General features: G+C 60.4%; 12 protein-coding genes and 1 pseudogene. 9 read left to right on the top strand and 4 right to left on the bottom strand.

What is annotated here, in order from left to right:
* Positions 1-25: 25 nt before the first annotated feature.
* Positions 26-1210 carry a pyridoxal phosphate-dependent aminotransferase gene (locus NW860_RS01950; RefSeq protein ID WP_414395767.1) on the top strand — a complete coding sequence of 395 codons (1185 nt, stop codon included), beginning with the start codon at positions 26-28 and terminating at the stop codon, positions 1208-1210.
* Between the two features lie 55 nt (positions 1211-1265).
* A complete protein-coding gene (locus NW860_RS01955) occupies positions 1266-2891 on the top strand; it encodes a peptide chain release factor 3 (protein WP_414512072.1) in 1626 nt (541 codons plus the stop codon).
* 6 nt (positions 2892-2897) lie between these two features.
* Here the strand turns inward: NW860_RS01955 and NW860_RS01960 are convergent, their stop codons facing one another.
* The 3 genes from NW860_RS01960 to NW860_RS01970 are packed head-to-tail and all read right to left on the bottom strand — an operon-like array spanning position 2898 to position 6013.
* Positions 2898-3980 (bottom strand): diguanylate cyclase, encoded by a 1083-nt coding sequence (locus tag NW860_RS01960; RefSeq protein ID WP_414512074.1) that lies wholly within the window; start codon positions 3978-3980, stop codon positions 2898-2900.
* 19 nt (positions 3981-3999) lie between these two features.
* Positions 4000-4890 carry a photosystem I biogenesis protein BtpA gene (btpA, locus tag NW860_RS01965; RefSeq protein ID WP_414512086.1) on the bottom strand — a complete coding sequence of 297 codons (891 nt, stop codon included), beginning with the start codon at positions 4888-4890 and terminating at the stop codon, positions 4000-4002.
* Positions 4891-4912: 22 nt separating this feature from the next.
* Complete coding sequence (locus tag NW860_RS01970) at positions 4913-6013, bottom strand: quinone-dependent dihydroorotate dehydrogenase (protein WP_414512076.1); 1101 nt, start codon at positions 6011-6013, stop codon at positions 4913-4915.
* Between the two features lie 155 nt (positions 6014-6168).
* Here NW860_RS01970 and uvrC point away from each other — a divergent pair, with 155 nt between their 5' ends.
* Entirely contained in the window at positions 6169-8052 is a 1884-nt protein-coding gene (gene uvrC, locus NW860_RS01975) for an excinuclease ABC subunit UvrC (protein WP_414512078.1), read from the top strand.
* Between the two features lie 53 nt (positions 8053-8105).
* Positions 8106-9776 (top strand): NAD+ synthase, encoded by a 1671-nt coding sequence (locus NW860_RS01980; protein WP_414512080.1) that lies wholly within the window; start codon positions 8106-8108, stop codon positions 9774-9776.
* Between the two features lie 56 nt (positions 9777-9832).
* Here the strand turns inward: NW860_RS01980 and NW860_RS01985 are convergent, their stop codons facing one another.
* Positions 9833-9988 (bottom strand): chlorophyll a/b-binding protein, encoded by a 156-nt coding sequence (locus NW860_RS01985; protein ID WP_414395779.1) that lies wholly within the window; start codon positions 9986-9988, stop codon positions 9833-9835.
* 543 nt (positions 9989-10531) lie between these two features.
* Here NW860_RS01985 and NW860_RS01990 point away from each other — a divergent pair.
* The 5 genes and pseudogenes from NW860_RS01990 to NW860_RS02010 form a co-directional block, all read left to right on the top strand.
* A complete protein-coding gene (locus NW860_RS01990; protein WP_414395781.1) occupies positions 10532-10753 on the top strand; it encodes a photosystem I reaction center subunit IV in 222 nt (73 codons plus the stop codon).
* Between the two features lie 14 nt (positions 10754-10767).
* The gene (locus NW860_RS01995) at positions 10768-11601 is read left to right on the top strand and encodes a DNA-formamidopyrimidine glycosylase (protein WP_414395783.1); all 834 of its coding nucleotides are present in this window, start codon (positions 10768-10770) and stop codon (positions 11599-11601) included.
* Between the two features lie 27 nt (positions 11602-11628).
* Entirely contained in the window at positions 11629-12225 is a 597-nt protein-coding gene (locus tag NW860_RS02000; protein WP_414512083.1) for a pentapeptide repeat-containing protein, read from the top strand.
* Between the two features lie 88 nt (positions 12226-12313).
* On the top strand, positions 12314-12910 hold the full coding sequence (locus NW860_RS02005; RefSeq protein WP_414419907.1) for a response regulator transcription factor: 597 nt from the start codon (positions 12314-12316) through the stop codon (positions 12908-12910).
* 120 nt (positions 12911-13030) lie between these two features.
* Positions 13031-15091: pseudogene (locus NW860_RS02010) on the top strand (type II secretion system protein); the annotation flags it as partial.

Raw genomic sequence — 15091 nt, forward strand, 5'->3', positions numbered from 1 at the left:
AACTGTACCTCAGGATCCCCAACTGATGGTGTCTGCTGCTGGCTTGTCCCAACGGGTTGCCCGCCTTTCCCCTTCGGCAACGCTGTCGATCTCGGCCCTGGCCAAAGCCATGCAGGCAGAGGGTCTGGACGTCTGTATCCTGAGCGCCGGCGAGCCGGACTTCGACACCCCTGAACATATTCGGGCGGCTGCCATTCGCGCCTTGCAGGAAGGCAAAACCCGCTACGGCCCCACCGCTGGGATCCCCGCCTTGCGCCAGGCGGTAGCTGACAAGCTGCGTCGGGAAAACGGCCTGGACTATAGCCCCGAGCAGATCTTGATTAGCAACGGCGGCAAGCAAACCCTGTTTAACCTGGCCATGGTGCTGCTGGATCCAGGGGATGAGGTCATCCTGCCCGTCCCCTACTGGGTCAGCTATCCCGAAATGGTGGCTCTGGCAGGCGCTCAAGTGGTGCGGGTTCAGACCCAAGAGGCCCAGGGCTTCAAGCTCACTGCCGACCAGCTACGTCAGGCCCTCACCCCCCGCAGCAAGTTGCTCATTCTTAACTCGCCAGCCAACCCCACCGGCGCCGTCTATCACCGGCACGAGCTGGAGGCGCTGGCGGAGGTGATCCTCTCGGTCCCCCATCTCTACGTGGTCTGCGACGAGATCTACGAGAAGCTTGTCTACGGCGAAGCTCGCCACCTCAGCCTGGGATCCCTTTCTCCAGAGCTGCTGCCGCGCACTATCCTTAGCAGCGGCTTTGCCAAAGCTTATGCCATGACCGGCTGGCGCATCGGTTACTTGGCAGGGCCAAAGCCCATCGTCGAGGCGGCCATCAGCCTGCAAAGCCACAGCACCTCCAACGTCTGCACCTTTGCCCAATACGGTGCCCTAGAGGCCCTCACCAGCCCCCTTTCAGCGCCAGCGGTAGAAAAGATGCGCCAAGAGTTCTGGCGGCGGCGGGATCTGATGCTGGAGGGGATCCGCACCCTGCCAAAGGTAAGCTGTCCAGAGCCAGAGGGCGCATTTTACATCTTTCTCAACATCAGCCAGACCGGCTTGAGCTCGGTGGAGTTCTGCCAACGGCTGCTCAAAGAGCACCATGTGGCTGCCGTGCCAGGGGTGGCCTTCGGAGCCGATCACTGTATTCGCCTCTCCTACGCCGCCGACCGCGTCACCCTGGAAAAAGGTCTGGAGCGACTGCACCGCTTTCTCTCCTCCCTCTAAGGCGGGAAACTGGATGCTGCCAGCGCCCTGGTTGACCTAGAGGAGCTTCTTGACGATGAAGGAAGTAGACCTGGCCAAAGCCATCCAGCAGCGGCGCACTTTTGCCATCATCTCCCACCCCGATGCTGGAAAGACCACCCTTACGGAAAAGCTGTTGCTGTACGGAGGAGCCATTCAGGAGGCTGGAGCCGTGAAGGCCCGCCGCGCTCAAAAGCGGGTTACCTCCGACTGGATGGAACTGGAAAGACAGCGGGGTATCTCCATCACCTCGACGGTGCTCCAATTTGACTATCGCAACTTTCGCCTCAACCTCCTCGATACCCCCGGCCACCAGGACTTTAGCGAAGACACCTACCGAACCCTGGCGGCAGTGGACAACGCCGTGATGCTAGAAGATGCCGGCAAAGGGCTAGAACCCCAAACCCGCAAGTTGTTTGAAGTCTGTCAAATGCGGCGGCTGCCGATTTTTACCTTCATCAACAAGATGGATCGCCCCAGCCGGGATCCCCTCGAGCTCATGGACGAAATCGAGAGCGAGCTGGGCCTTAAGCCCTATCCTGTTACCTGGCCCATTGGCTCAGGGGAGCGCTTCACAGCTTTGTTTGACCGACGCACCCAGGAGTTTCACTTCTTTGAGCGAGTCTCTGGGGGACGGCTACGAGTCAAAGATACAGTTATTAAACTCGGGGATCCCCAAGTGGAAGACCTAATCGAAAAAGATCTCTACTACCGATTTAAGGAAGAATTGGAGATCCTGGATGGCCTTATGCCCAGTTTGGATCTCAAACAGGTTCATGCTGGGAAACAAACTCCTGTCTTTTTCGGCAGCGCCATGACCAATTTTGGGGTGGAGCTGTTTCTCAATGCGTTTTTGGAGTACTCCCTGCCGCCAATGCCCCACGAAAGTACGGCTGGGCTGATTTCTCCAGAGTATCCTGAGTTCACGGGCTTTGTCTTTAAGCTGCAGGCCAATATGGATCCCCGCCACCGGGATCGCATTGCTTTTGTGCGCATCTGCTCCGGCAAGTTCGAGAAAGACATGGTGGTCAACCATGCCCGCCTCAACCGCCCAATCCGCCTATCCTACCCCCAGAAATTGTTTGCTCAAGAGCGCATCTCCATTGACGAAGCTTACCCTGGGGATGTGATTGGCCTAAATAACCCTGGCCTCTTTACAATTGGGGATACGCTCTACACTGGCCCAAAGCTGCGCTACGCCGGGATCCCAAGCTTTTCCCCGGAGCTTTTTGCCTATCTCAAAAATCCCAACCCCTCCAAATTTAAACAGTTTCAGAAAGGGGTGTCAGAGCTGCGGGAAGAAGGGGCGGTGCAAATTATGTACTCCCTTGACGAATCCAAACGGGATCCAATCGTGGCCGCGGTGGGCCAGTTGCAGTTTGAGGTGCTGCAGTACCGCCTGGAACATGAATACAACGTTGAAACCCGCCTGGAGATGCTGCCCTACACGCTGGCTCGCTGGGTAGAAAACGGCTGGGAGGCCCTTCGGGATCTTCCCAGTCTGTTTAACACTCTGATTGTCAAGGATGTTCAGGATAGGCCGGTTCTGCTCTTTAAGAATGAATGGACTCTGCAGCAATTTGTCAGTAGCAATCCCAAGATTAAGCTCAGCAAAATTGCTCCCACTGCCGATCTCAGCCTAGAAGCTAACAGCAGCCCGTAAAGCCCCTCAGAGGACCTCCTCCGACGTATTCCCCGAAAAGGGTGCTGGTGGCCAGAAAAGCTGCAGCCGGTTGCGTCCTGCCCGTTTGGCTTGGTAGAGGGCCTCATCGGCTTGCTGGAGGGCAACCTCTGGCGGCAGAGGGTGATCTTCGCTAATCACGACCCCGCCAATGCTAATGGTTACGGGCAGGCTGCGACGGGGCGAAACCTCAACGGGACGGCTGGCGATAGCCTGGCGCAGCGACTCAGCATACCGTTGACAGCGCGAGGGGCTTAGACCAGGGGTAACGCAGACAAATTCCTCCCCGCCGTAGCGGTAGAGCAGGCTGGAGGGGCGGAGGTGCTGCTGCAGCCGTTCAACAATGGCCTGGAGAACGCAGTCGCCGATGAAGTGGCCGTAGGTGTCGTTGATCTGCTTGAAGTGATCCACATCCAGCATCAATAGGCAGAGGTAGCGGGCTTTCCCTTGCGGCCCCACCTGCTGCAGCAAACGGGGCAGTGCCTGGTCAAGGGCGCGGCGGTTCAAGGCTCCAGTCAAGGGATCCGTCAAAGCCAGAGACTCCAACAGCTCGTTGCGGGCTTGCAGTTGGCGGTTGGCCTGAGCCAAAGCTTGGACAAGCCGCTGTAAACGCAGCCCTGCCTGCACCCGTGCCCGCAGTTCCTCAGGAGCCACCGGCTTGGCGATAAACTCATCTGCCCCCGCCTCCAACCCCTGAAGGCAATCCTTGAGTTCAGAGCGGGCCGTGAGGAAAATGAAGTAGACAAACTGGCCAGCGGTGGATCCCTTGAGACGGCGACAAAAATCCAGCCCTGACAGCTTGGGCATCACCCAATCGCAGATCACCACATCCGGCCACTGGCTTTCGTCGAGCGCCTGCAGCTGCTCCCAGGCCATCTGGCCATCTTCCCAGGTTTCCACCTGGTAGCCACAGGCTTTGAGAACCCCGCCCACGAAGCAGCGAGTCACCGAATCGTCGTCGACGACCCAAAGGCGGGGAACCTGATCCTTAAGCTGGCTCCACGCCTTCTCCTCCAGGGACTCAGGTACTGGACTAGAAGAATCCCCGCCCCTGTAGTCAGACGGCAGCATGGGGAGAAACCCCCAAAGTCTAGCTACAACTAGAAGTAGGGGTGGCTAAGTAGGTAGAGGCAGGGGGGCCCTCCCCTACCGCCTGCTGCAACGCCTCTACAAATTCCCGCACCCGAATGGGGTCAATGAGGGGGAAAAGCTCTGCATGGCCTGTCAGTATACCCCCAGAACGAGCCAGCCGCTTGAGGGAACTAGCCACGATCACTCCATCGGCGTGCTGGATGAGGGTGCCGATGTTCTCAGCGGTGGCCCCTGAGCCAATGAGAAGGGGTACCTGAGGAGCAACTTGGCGGGCTAGCTTGAGATCTTCCAAAAGAGGCGGCTTGCCGGTCGCCTCGCCGGAGACAATGATGGCATCGGCAAGACCTCGCTCCACTGTATCCAGGATAGCCGCCTCAAGGCTAATGGGGCCGAGAGGCTGGGCGTGCTTCACCAGCACATCGGCGAAGATTTTAATGTCTTGGGCCCCTAGCTCGCGGCGGTAGCGCAGCAAGCGGTAGGCATTCCCCTCGATGAGGCCCTGGTCGGTCACCATTGCCCCGCAGAGGATGTTGACGCGGATAAACTGCGCCCCCACACAGGCGGCAATGGCTAGAGCGCTACAGCCATCGTTGCGCAGGACGTTGATCCCGATGGGCAGGGAGACCAACGTCTTAATCCGCTGGACAACTACCGTCATGGCGCTCACCACCGCCGCGTCTACCTGATCCTTGGCAAAAGGGGCATCGTAGAAGTTCTCGACCAGGATCCCGTGAACGCCCCCTGCAGCCAAGGCCGTGGCGGCCTGTTCCGCTTGGGCAATAACCTGCTCCAGGTTGCCGCCCCAACGGGGGGAGGTGGGCAGCGGCAACAGATGGACCACTCCGATCACGGGATGGGAAGTTTTGAAAAGGTGTTGCAGCAGGCTCACCGGCAGGCTCCCTTGGGGATCCTTAACCAACAATCTTACGCCCGGATGGGATCGAGCAGGCTCCCTGCCGGCTAGCAGCAAGGCCGCGCAGCAGGCGAGGAACCAGGCTTGGCCCTTCATAGATCCAACCGGTATAGACCTGGAGCAAACTGGCGCCGGCAGCAAGCTTCTCCAGGGCGTCGTCTAGGGTAAAGATGCCCCCCACGCCGATAATGGGCAGCTGTCCCCCCGTGGCCTGGTGGATGTAGCGGATGATCTGGGTGGAGCGCTCTCGCAGCGGGGCGCCGCTGATGCCGCCGGCTGCTGTTGTCAAAGGCCCTAGACCAGGGAGGAAGCGGGTTTTCAGGTTGTCGCGGCGCAGAGTGGTGTTGGTGGCGATGATCCCAGCCAGGCCGTAGGCTTGAGCTAGCTCCAGAATGGCGTCAATCTCTGGCCAGTCTAGGTCGGGGGCAATCTTGACCAAAAGAGGCTTCTTGGCTTGGTTTTCCTCTTGGAGAGCGGCCAGGATGGGCTCCAGGTGCTGGGCAGCCTGCAGGGACCGCAAGCCTGGCGTGTTAGGGGAGCTGACGTTAACCACAAAATAGTCCCCCAGCTCCCGCAGCACCCGAAAGCTGGCCAGGTAGTCGGTGGCGGCGGCTTCCAGCGGCGTGGCTTTGCCTTTGCCCAGGTTGACGCCAATGGGGATAAGACGTTGACGCAGCCGGCGCAGCCGTTCGGCCAAAGCTGCTGCTCCCTGGTTATTGAAGCCCATGCAATTGAGGGCAGCCCGATCCTGGGGCAGCCGAAATAGGCGCGGCTTTGGATTGCCTGGCTGGGGCTGGGGAGTGACGGTGCCCACCTCCACAAAGCCAAAGCCCAGGTAGGGCCAGACTCCCAAAGCTACGCCGTCCTTATCCAAGCCCGCAGCTAGACCCAGGGGATTGGGGAAGCTCAGCCCCCACAGCCGCACCTCCAAGCAGGGATCCCGATAGCAGAAGAGGCGTTCCAAAAGACTCAAGATCCCCGTGGCCTGGGTAACATCTAGCCACTCCAAGGTGCGTAGGAGCGCCACCTTGAGGGTTTCTGGGTCAGCCCTTAGCCCGGAAAACAGTAGCGGCTGCAGCAGATCCCGGTACAGATTCACCCCTAAACCCCTCTTGGCCAAGCCATATTACCTGAGCCAGCTCGCTTGCACTCTGCGGTGCGGGGCTGTTGCTAGATTGGGGTTACAGTTTTGACTCCCCTCCTTCCGCCGGAAAAGGGAATGGGGGCAAAACCAGGATCCCTGAGGCTAGCGCTATGACTATCCCTCTCATCCAAAGCCCAGAGCTTCTGGAGAGTCGGCTCAAGGAGATCCCGGCTGAGCCTGGTGTCTACCTCATGCGAGATGCCAGCGATCAAATCCTCTATGTGGGCAAGTCTAAGAAGTTGCGCTCCAGGGTGCGATCCTATTTTCGCTGCCTTGGGGATCTCCCCCCTCGCATTCAGCGCATGGTAGCCCAGGTGTGCGAGATCGAGTTTATTGTAACTGATAACGAGAGTGAGGCCCTGGCTCTAGAAGACAATCTGATTAAAACCTATCAGCCACCCTACAATGTTCTCCTCAAAGAGGATAAGAAGTACCCCTATTTGTGCATTACATGGTCAGAGCCTTACCCTCAGATTTACATTACCCGCCACCGCCGTCTCGACCAAAATCAAGATAAGTACTACGGGCCCTATACCGATGTAGGCCTGCTGCGGTACACCCTTGGGCTAGTGAAGCGGATTTTTCCCTTGCGCCAGCGTCCCAAGCCACTTTACAAAGACCGCCCCTGTTTGAACTACGACATCGGGCGTTGCCCTGGTGTCTGTCAGGGCTTGATCAGCCCCGAGGAGTATCGCAAGACCGTTGCTCAAGTGGCGATGATCTTCCAGGGGCAGACGGACGAGCTCATCCGGGAGTTGAAGGAGAAAATGGCCCAGGCGGCCGAGCAAGAAAATTACGAGGCAGCAGCGCGGTATCGGGATCAAATCCGCGGCCTAGAACAGTTGGGCGAATCCCAGAAGGTGTCTTTGCCCAACTCGACAGTTAGCCGCGATGCTCTGGCCTTGGCGATGGACGACTCGCGGGCTTGTATTCAGTTGTTTCAGGTGCGAGCGGGCAAGCTGGTGGGTCGGCTGGGGTTTGTGGCCGAAAACCGGGGCGACGATCCAGCCCTGATTTTGCAGCGGGTTTTGCAGGAGCATTACCAGTACTGCGATCCGGTGGAAATTCCCTCGGAAATCTTGACGCAGTACGAGCTGCCGGATCGCGATTTTCTCGAGTCTTGGCTAAGCCAAAAAAAGGGGCGCAAAGTCAGTCTCATTGCCCCCCAGCGGCAAAGTAAAGCCGAGCTAATTGACCTGGTGGAGCGGAACGCCCAGCTGGAGCTAGCCCGCAGCCAGCGCTTGGCAGACCGGGAGGCAGCAGCCCTGGAGCGCTTGGCAGAAGTTTTGGATCTGCCGTCAGCCCCCCGCCGCCTGGAAGCCTACGATATTTCCCACATTCAGGGATCCGATGCGGTGGGCAGCCAGGTGGTGTTTATCGACGGCCTGCCAGCCAAGCAGCACTACCGCCGCTACAAGATTCGCAACCCCGAGGTGCGTCCTGGCCACTCCGACGATTTTGCCAGCCATGCCGAGGTGGCGCGGCGTCGCTTTAGCAAAATGACCCCTGAGGATCAGCCGGACTTGGTGCTCATCGACGGGGGCAAAGGGCAACTGGCTGCCGTGATGGCTGTTCTGGCAGAGCTGGGGCTGGATCACCTGCCGGTCATTGCCTTGGCCAAGCGGGAGGAGGAAATCTTTCGGCCTGGGGATCCCGAGCCGCTGCGGCTGCCACCCCAAGATCCAGCTCGCCTGCTATTGCAGCGCCTACGGGATGAGGCCCACCGCTTTGCCCTTGCCTACCATCGCCAGCAGCGGAAACTGCGCCAACAGGCTTCTGTTTTGGAGGAGATCCCTGGCCTAGGCAAGCAGCGCCAAAAGCTGCTCATGGAGGCGTTTCGCTCCCTTGCCCGCATTCAAGTGGCCACCGAAGAGCAGTTGGCCCAGGTGCCAGGCATTGGCCCCAAGCTGGCCCGCCAGATTTACCGCTACTTCCACCCAGACGCCGAAACCGAGTTGCCGGCAACAGTGCAACCCGCCTCTAGCCAGACCTAAGTCTGAGCTGGCGTATCATCGTGGAGTCCGCCATTCTCGACCAAGGGAGCTAAGTGAAGGTAGCGCTGTTGCAACTTAACTATACCGTTGGTGATCTTAGCGGCAATGCCGAGCGCATCCGTGCGGCGGTCGAGGCGGCAGCAGCCAAGGGGGCAGAGCTGGCGATTACTTCTGAACTGGCCTTGTTGGGGTACCCGCCCCGGGACCTGCTGCTCTACCCTGCTCTAGTCGAGAGGGCAGGCCAAGTCTTGCAGCAGTTGGCTGACCGGCTGCGGGATAGCATTCCGGTGGTGGTGGGATCCGTGCAGCCCAACCCCCTGCCGGAGGGGCGGCCTCTCTACAACGCCGCGGCCTGGCTAGAGGGGGGGCAGATCCGCCACTGGTTCCAGAAGTCGCTTTTGCCCACCTACGATGTCTTCGACGAAGACCGCTACTTTGAGCCGGGATCCCAGCCCCAGCCCGTCCAGTACGGCGGCTATCGCCTGGGTTTCACCATCTGTGAAGACATCTGGAACGACCGTGACTTCTGGCAGCACCGCCGCTACCACCGGGATCCGGTAGACGAGATGGCCCGCTGCGGCGCCGATTTGCTCATCAATCTGTCGGCCTCGCCTTTTAGCCTGGGCAAGCAGAAATTGCGGGTGGAGATGCTGGGATCCCTGGCCCGCAAGCACGCCCTGCCCATCCTCTATGTCAACCAGGTGGGGGGCAACGACGACCTCATTTTCGACGGGGCCAGTTGCGCCCTAGACTGCCGGGGCCGGGTGGTGGCCCAAGCCGCTGCCTTTCAGCCGGACTGCCTGATGGTAGATGTGGAGGCGCTGGTTCACCCTCCTGAGGAAGGCCCGGAAGTTCAGGGATCCCGCTGGCCAACGGAGCCGGAAGCAGAGCTCTACGAGGCGCTGGTCTTAGGCACCCGCGACTACGTCAGCAAATGCGGCTTTCGCGAGGTGTTGCTGGGCCTGTCGGGGGGGATTGACTCAGCGGTAACTGCCGTCATTGCCGCCGACGCCCTAGGGCCGGGGCGGGTGCTGGGGGTGCTCATGCCCTCTCCCTATTCCAGCCCAGGCAGCCTGACGGACGCCTACCAACTGGCGCAGAACCTGGGGATCCCTACCCTGAAGCTGCCCATCCAGTCGATTATGGAGAGCTACCAGCACCTCCTGGCTGAGCCCTTCGCTGGCCTGCCCTCTGACATCACGGAAGAGAACCTGCAGTCGCGCATTCGCGGCACCTTGCTCATGGCCCTCTCCAACAAGTTTGGCCGGCTGCTCTTGACCACGGGCAACAAGTCGGAGCTGGCGGTAGGCTACTGCACCATCTACGGGGATATGTCCGGCGGCCTGGCCGTGATTTCCGATGTGCCCAAAACCTGGGTCTACCGCCTGGCCCGCTGGATCAACCGCCACCAGGAACGGATTCCCCTCCCCATCCTCACCAAGCCCCCCTCAGCAGAGCTGCGGCCCGGCCAGAAAGATAGCGACAGCCTGCCTCCCTACGACTTGCTGGACGCTATCCTCCAGCGGCACATCGAACAGCATCAGTCGGCCGCTGAGCTGGTGGCCCAGGGGTTTGAACCTGACACGGTGCAGCAGGTGCTGCGGCTGGTGCAGAATGCTGAGTTCAAGCGCCACCAGGCTCCCCCTGGCCTGCGGGTTACCGATCGAGCCTTTGGCACCGGCTGGCGCATGCCGATTGCCAAGCGCCAAGAAGGGATCAGCTAAAGAACAAAGAGCCTGCTCCACGGCAGGCTTGATCTGGTGCTAGGGCCGGAGGGGGATCACTGAATTAGACCTAGCCAGGAGGCGACGCCTTGGCCCGTTACCGCTTCAATAACGATGGCCAGCACAAAGCCAATCATGGCTGCGCGGCCGTTGAGGCGCTCGGCGTACTCGTTAAAGCCAAACTTGGGCTCAGACAGGTTGGGGTTGGACATGGAAACCTCCACGAGCGGCACCTGCCCTTCAGTATACTTTGCATTTCTTCACGATCGCAACCTCAGCCGCTTCTCGCCTTGGGGGCTAGGCTTTGCCTTCCCTGTTACAAAAATTCGGAAATCGCAGCCTTCTTGCCGACTAGGGATCTCCTCTAGTCCTTGATTCACCGTTCGCGTAAGCGGGACGGAGTCCGTACAATTGGCCACTTTGTGGCATAACCAACCTTCTGCCTTGACGTAGATGGGCTGAGCTAGTAGGCTAGCCGGTACATCTTCTTGGGTAGGCGTTTTGCCTAGGCTAAAGTTGGCTCCGTCTTTAGCCGGTGTGCCTTATGGGGGCAAGGAGCACCTACCTGCAGCTCGCGGGGAAGTTACGCCTGTGGAGATCCCTCTGGCGGGGTGGTAGGGGTGGACTCTGCCACTAGCCACGGGTCGCTGAAGCAGGAAGAAAGGCTCAACGCCGAGCGAAAGTCTGCTTTTGCCCGGGGTTGTATAAGTCTTTCAGAGCGGTAATCTGAAGGGCAGGTAATGGAGAGAACCTCTATGGCGATTCAGCGCGGTGCCAAAGTCCGTGTCTTGCGGAAAGAATCCTACTGGTATCGGGATGTGGGGACGGTTGCGGCAGTGGATACCAGCGGCATTCTCTACCCGGTGATCGTCCGCTTTGACAAGGTTAACTACTACAACATCAACACCAACAACTTCCGCGAAGACGAGCTGGAAGTGGTGGAGGAGCCCAAGCCCAAAGCCGCTTCCAAAAAGTAAACCCAAGCCCTCCCGTGCCCGAGCTGCCGGAGGTTGAAACCGTCAGGCGGGATCTGCAGTGCCTGACTCTTGGCCTGCGCATCCTGGCGGCAGAAGTGCTTCTCCCTCGCACCCTGGCCTACCCCGGCAAAGAGGAGTTTGCGCAGGGGCTGTCTGGCGCCTATTTGACTCAGTGGCAGCGTCGGGGCAAGTATCTTCTGGGATCCCTGGACTCCGGAGCGGTTCTCGGCGTGCACCTAGGCATGACGGGGCAGTTGCTCTGGGTTCAGGGATCCGCGCCTTTGCCAGCCCATACCCGGGTTCGACTGCGCCTGGAGCAGGGGTGGGAGCTGCGCTTTGTGGACCCGCGTACCTTTGGCCAGATGTGGTTGGTGCCTGCCGGGGTGGAGCCGGAGGCAGTGATCACAGCTTTGCAGCGGCTGGGGCCAGAGCCGTTTTCGCCCGCCTTTTCAGAAACCTATTTCCAAGCCGCCTTGCGGAAAAGCCGCCGCCCCATCAAAGCCGCCCTGCTGGATCAGTCGCTGCTAGCGGGAGTGGGCAACATCTACGCCGACGAAGCCCTGTTTTTGAGCGGCATCCACCCCTTGACACCTGCCTCGCAGCTTTCCGACGCTGCCAAGAGCCGCCTGCGAGAAGCCTTGATCCGGGTGTTGCAAGCGGGGCTGGAGCAGCGGGGCACCACCCTGCGCGATTACCGGGATCTGCGGGGGCTCAACGGCAACTACCAGGGTCAGGCGTGGGTATACGGTCGAGAAGGGGATCCCTGTCGCCTGTGTGGCACCCCGATTCAGCGGATCAAGCTGGCAAGCCGCTCAGCCTACTTTTGCCCCCACTGCCAGCCGCCTTGAGGGCGGAAACGGTTCTCCGTGAAGCAGATGGCCTGGCCTCGGTCTTGGGGCAGTCTCAGTCTCCTCGCCCTGTGGGGGATGGGGATCCCGGCACCTCCAGCTTTTGCCCAACTGGAACTCGAGGCCCAACTGGGTCGATCCCAAGTCGTTCTTCCTGGCCGAGATTGTCCCGCCTGCGATCTGACAGGAGCCGTACTGGCGGGAGCGGATTTGCGGGGGGCCAACCTGAAAGAAGCCATCCTCAAGCAGGCCAATCTACAAGCTGCCAACCTCTCCCAGGCCATCCTCAACTTGGCCGACTTGCGCGGCGCCAACCTGAGCAGCGCGGATCAGGGGGGAGCCTTTTTGTGGGAAGCGGATCTCAGCCGAGCCAACCTGCAGCAGGCCAATCTCACAGGGGCCAATCTTCAGGTAGCCAACCTCAGCGAAGCCGATTTGCGCGGGGCTGTTCTTGCCGGCGCCGACCTGACGGGAGCCAACCTGCGCCAGGCCGATCTGCGCGGGGCTGATCTAAGGGGAGCTTTTCTGGAAGAAGCCGATCTGACCGGTGCCCTGTACAATGCTCAGACCCGGCTGGATCCCACCTTCAACCCCAAGACCCGCGGCATGGTCTTTGTAAAATAGCTCCTCTCTAGGCTGGGGGTGAGGGCACTTTATTGGGGATCCCTCTTTTGGGCAGATTAGGTTGTGCCCTCTTCCTGGCCGGGATCCTATGATTTCTCCTGTGCGCGTGCTCATTGCCGACGACCATCCTCTGTTTCGGCTAGGGATGAGGTTTGCCCTGGAAGCCCAGGGGTTTGTGGTGGTAGCCGAGGCCGAGACCGGATCCCAGGCTGTTGAGTACTGCCGCCACCACCCCGTCGACGTGGCCCTTTTGGATGTGCGCATGCCTGGTGGGGACGGGATCGCTGCCTGCCAGCAGATTGTCGAGCTGGGCCTGCCGGTGGTGGTGGTGATGATGACGACTTTTCACGAGCCGGCCCTAATCGAAGCAGCGCGGCGGGCGGGGGCCAAAGGCTACCTCTCCAAAGAAACCGAGCCGGCGGAATTGGCCCGCGTTATCCGCCAGATCTTGGCCAACCCCGACCACGACTGGCTGCCCGCCCCCCAGGAGCTGCCCAGGCTTACCCCCCGCGAGCTATGCGTGCTGCAACTGATGAAGGAGGGCCTAGCCAACAAACAAATTGCTCGCCGCCTTGGCATTAGCGTCGAAACCGTGAAAGAGTACGCCAGCGCTGTCTACCGCAAGTTGGACGCCACCGACCGCGTCACCGCCCTGCTCAAAGCGCAGCAACTGGGGATTTTGTAAAAGCTTGGGAATCCTGAAAAGAGCAGGCTGTCCCTTCCCCCCACCCGTGGGGATGTCTGAGACTCGGGATCCCTTGCATACTGTTGCTATCTTGGCACTCGCCTACTCCGGGATACAGCCATGTCTGCTCCTTCCCCGCTGTTGCTCAAACTTGTCCTGCGCTTGCTCAGCTCTCTGAAGATCCCGGTGGATCGGGGCAGGATCCGCGAGCGCGGCTTTGTGCTGCCAGTGGCGATTTTAATCGTGCTGGTGCTGAGCTTGGTAACCGTGGGGTTGCTCACTCGATCTACCCAGCGCACCATCCAAACCCAGGTGGAGCGGGCGGAGCAGACGGTTAGCCGACAACTGAATGCCGCCATCGACCGGGCCAGGGCCAAGATCGACTACTTGCTGCGCGATCCCCGCCTGCCCGCAAGCAACCCCACCGATGCCCAATTGGTTGAGGCTTTGATTAACGATGGGGCGGGAGAGCTGATCCCGCGGGATGAGAACGATCCCTACATCCTCCCCGATGAAACCCAGTTCGTAATTACAACCAACATCGAGGTAGAGGATCCCAACAACCCCGGGCAAACCCTGCCCGTGCCGGTGCGGGCGCCGGCCTGGTGGTTTTTGGTGGACACCGACAACAACGGCGTCAACGACTCCGTAACTGCCTACACCATTCTCAACACCCGTCGGGCCGGCGGCAGGGACTTTGAGGACAGCCGGCTAACGGATACGGAGCGGGCGCGGCGCCTGATGATCCGCAGTGGCCCCCTGCAGGGCTCGGCCTTGGCTGGCTGCAACGATAACCCCCTTCAGCAGACGATCAACCCCAACGTGGGAGACTGGTTCCAGGTGGGATCGGCGCTGTACAAGCCTTTCCAGGTCTTCGCGGTCACCTTGCCCATTCAAGGGGCCGACTCCACCACCCGCGCCATCTCGGCTTTGCAGTTCCAGCAGGATCGGAAGCGGGATCTGCTCAACAAGTGGGGGATCTTTAGCCGCGGCGATGTAGAGTTCTTCTTCACCCCCGGCTACAACTGGAACGGCGCCATCTACGCCGGCGGCAGCCTCTTTTTCCGGTATGGCTCCAACAACTTGTTCCGGGCTTTCCTGATCAGCTCCCAGGAATCCTGCTTCTACATGCCTGCAGATAACTCGGAGATTACGGCCTTCGGGGAGCTGGTGGCAGGAGCCATTGGCTACGCCGGCCAGCAGGTGAGCGACTCTCTCAGTTTCGATGCCCACCCTGGCGTGGCGGATGTGCCGCCCAACGAGCCGCCTCCTGAGCTAAACAGCCTGAACTTTGACTCGGTGCAAAACGGGGTAGAGCCGGAAAGTGTGGCCCTGGATCCGCTGGAGCTGCACCTTTTTGGCCGCATCCGCCCCCGAGGGAATTACCAGCAAGACGCAGCGGGATGGGCGGCTTCTCCTCTCAACGCCAAGAACCCTCGCAGCCCTGGGCGGATCAAGGCCGGTGGTTTTCAGGCTGGTGCCGACCAGACCTGCCCTCCCTACGTGGACGATGTGTATCGGGCCGACAACCGCTTTGGCCCCAAAGCCAGCTACGAACGTCCACCCGTAACGCCTGACCCGCAGAATGGCTGCAACGTGCCCACCTTTGCCGAAAGGTTCAACGCCAGAGCAGGTGAGTCGATCCCGGCTGATGCCGAAAACGAGCTGGGTGAATCCCTCACGGCCGACGAGCCGCCGCGGGGCGCCCTCTCCGAGGTGGGGCTGGATGGCTACTGGGAGCGGCGGGCCCGTGTGGAGGGCTTGCGGGTGATCGTGGGGCAGCGGCTGGAACTAACCCGCACCGATTCTTTGCCTTTGCCTTTGGTGCCGCCCGGGGATCCCGAGGACCCCGACCCCACCAGGTTACAGGCCATTTTCATCAGCAACGAGGCGCGGCAACGCCTAACGCTACGGGATAACCCGGCGGCAGTGCAGGCCACGGCCGTTTACCACCACAGCTTCCGAGATGGGCGCTTCCCCATTGCTTGCCTGGCCACGGTAGCCCACCCCGGCACTCCCTGGAGCTTGCAGCGGGCTTCTACTTTCCGGAACGGCCCCCAAAGCATCAACTTCTTTACCGGCGAGGGCACCAACGTTTGGGAATATGATCCCTCGCCCATGGAAGGGCAGCTACGGCCTGGCACCCCACTGTGGACGGCGCTGACCAACCTGGCCAATTTT

Source organism: Synechococcus sp. F70.1 (assembly GCF_047502745.1).
Taxonomy (GTDB): domain Bacteria; phylum Cyanobacteriota; class Cyanobacteriia; order Thermostichales; family Thermostichaceae; genus Thermostichus.

Coding starts and splice junctions, on each gene's coding strand:
- NW860_RS01950 (WP_414395767.1), top strand. CDS start 26: ATGGTGTCTGCTGCTGGCTTGTCCCAACGGGTTGCCCGCCTTTCCCCT.
- NW860_RS01955 (WP_414512072.1), top strand. CDS start 1,266: ATGAAGGAAGTAGACCTGGCCAAAGCCATCCAGCAGCGGCGCACTTTT.
- NW860_RS01960 (WP_414512074.1), bottom strand. CDS start 3,980: ATGCTGCCGTCTGACTACAGGGGCGGGGATTCTTCTAGTCCAGTACCT.
- uvrC (WP_414512078.1), top strand. CDS start 6,169: ATGACTATCCCTCTCATCCAAAGCCCAGAGCTTCTGGAGAGTCGGCTC.
- NW860_RS01985 (WP_414395779.1), bottom strand. CDS start 9,988: ATGTCCAACCCCAACCTGTCTGAGCCCAAGTTTGGCTTTAACGAGTAC.
- NW860_RS01990 (WP_414395781.1), top strand. CDS start 10,532: ATGGCGATTCAGCGCGGTGCCAAAGTCCGTGTCTTGCGGAAAGAATCC.
- NW860_RS02000 (WP_414512083.1), top strand. CDS start 11,629: ATGGCCTGGCCTCGGTCTTGGGGCAGTCTCAGTCTCCTCGCCCTGTGG.
- NW860_RS02005 (WP_414419907.1), top strand. CDS start 12,314: ATGATTTCTCCTGTGCGCGTGCTCATTGCCGACGACCATCCTCTGTTT.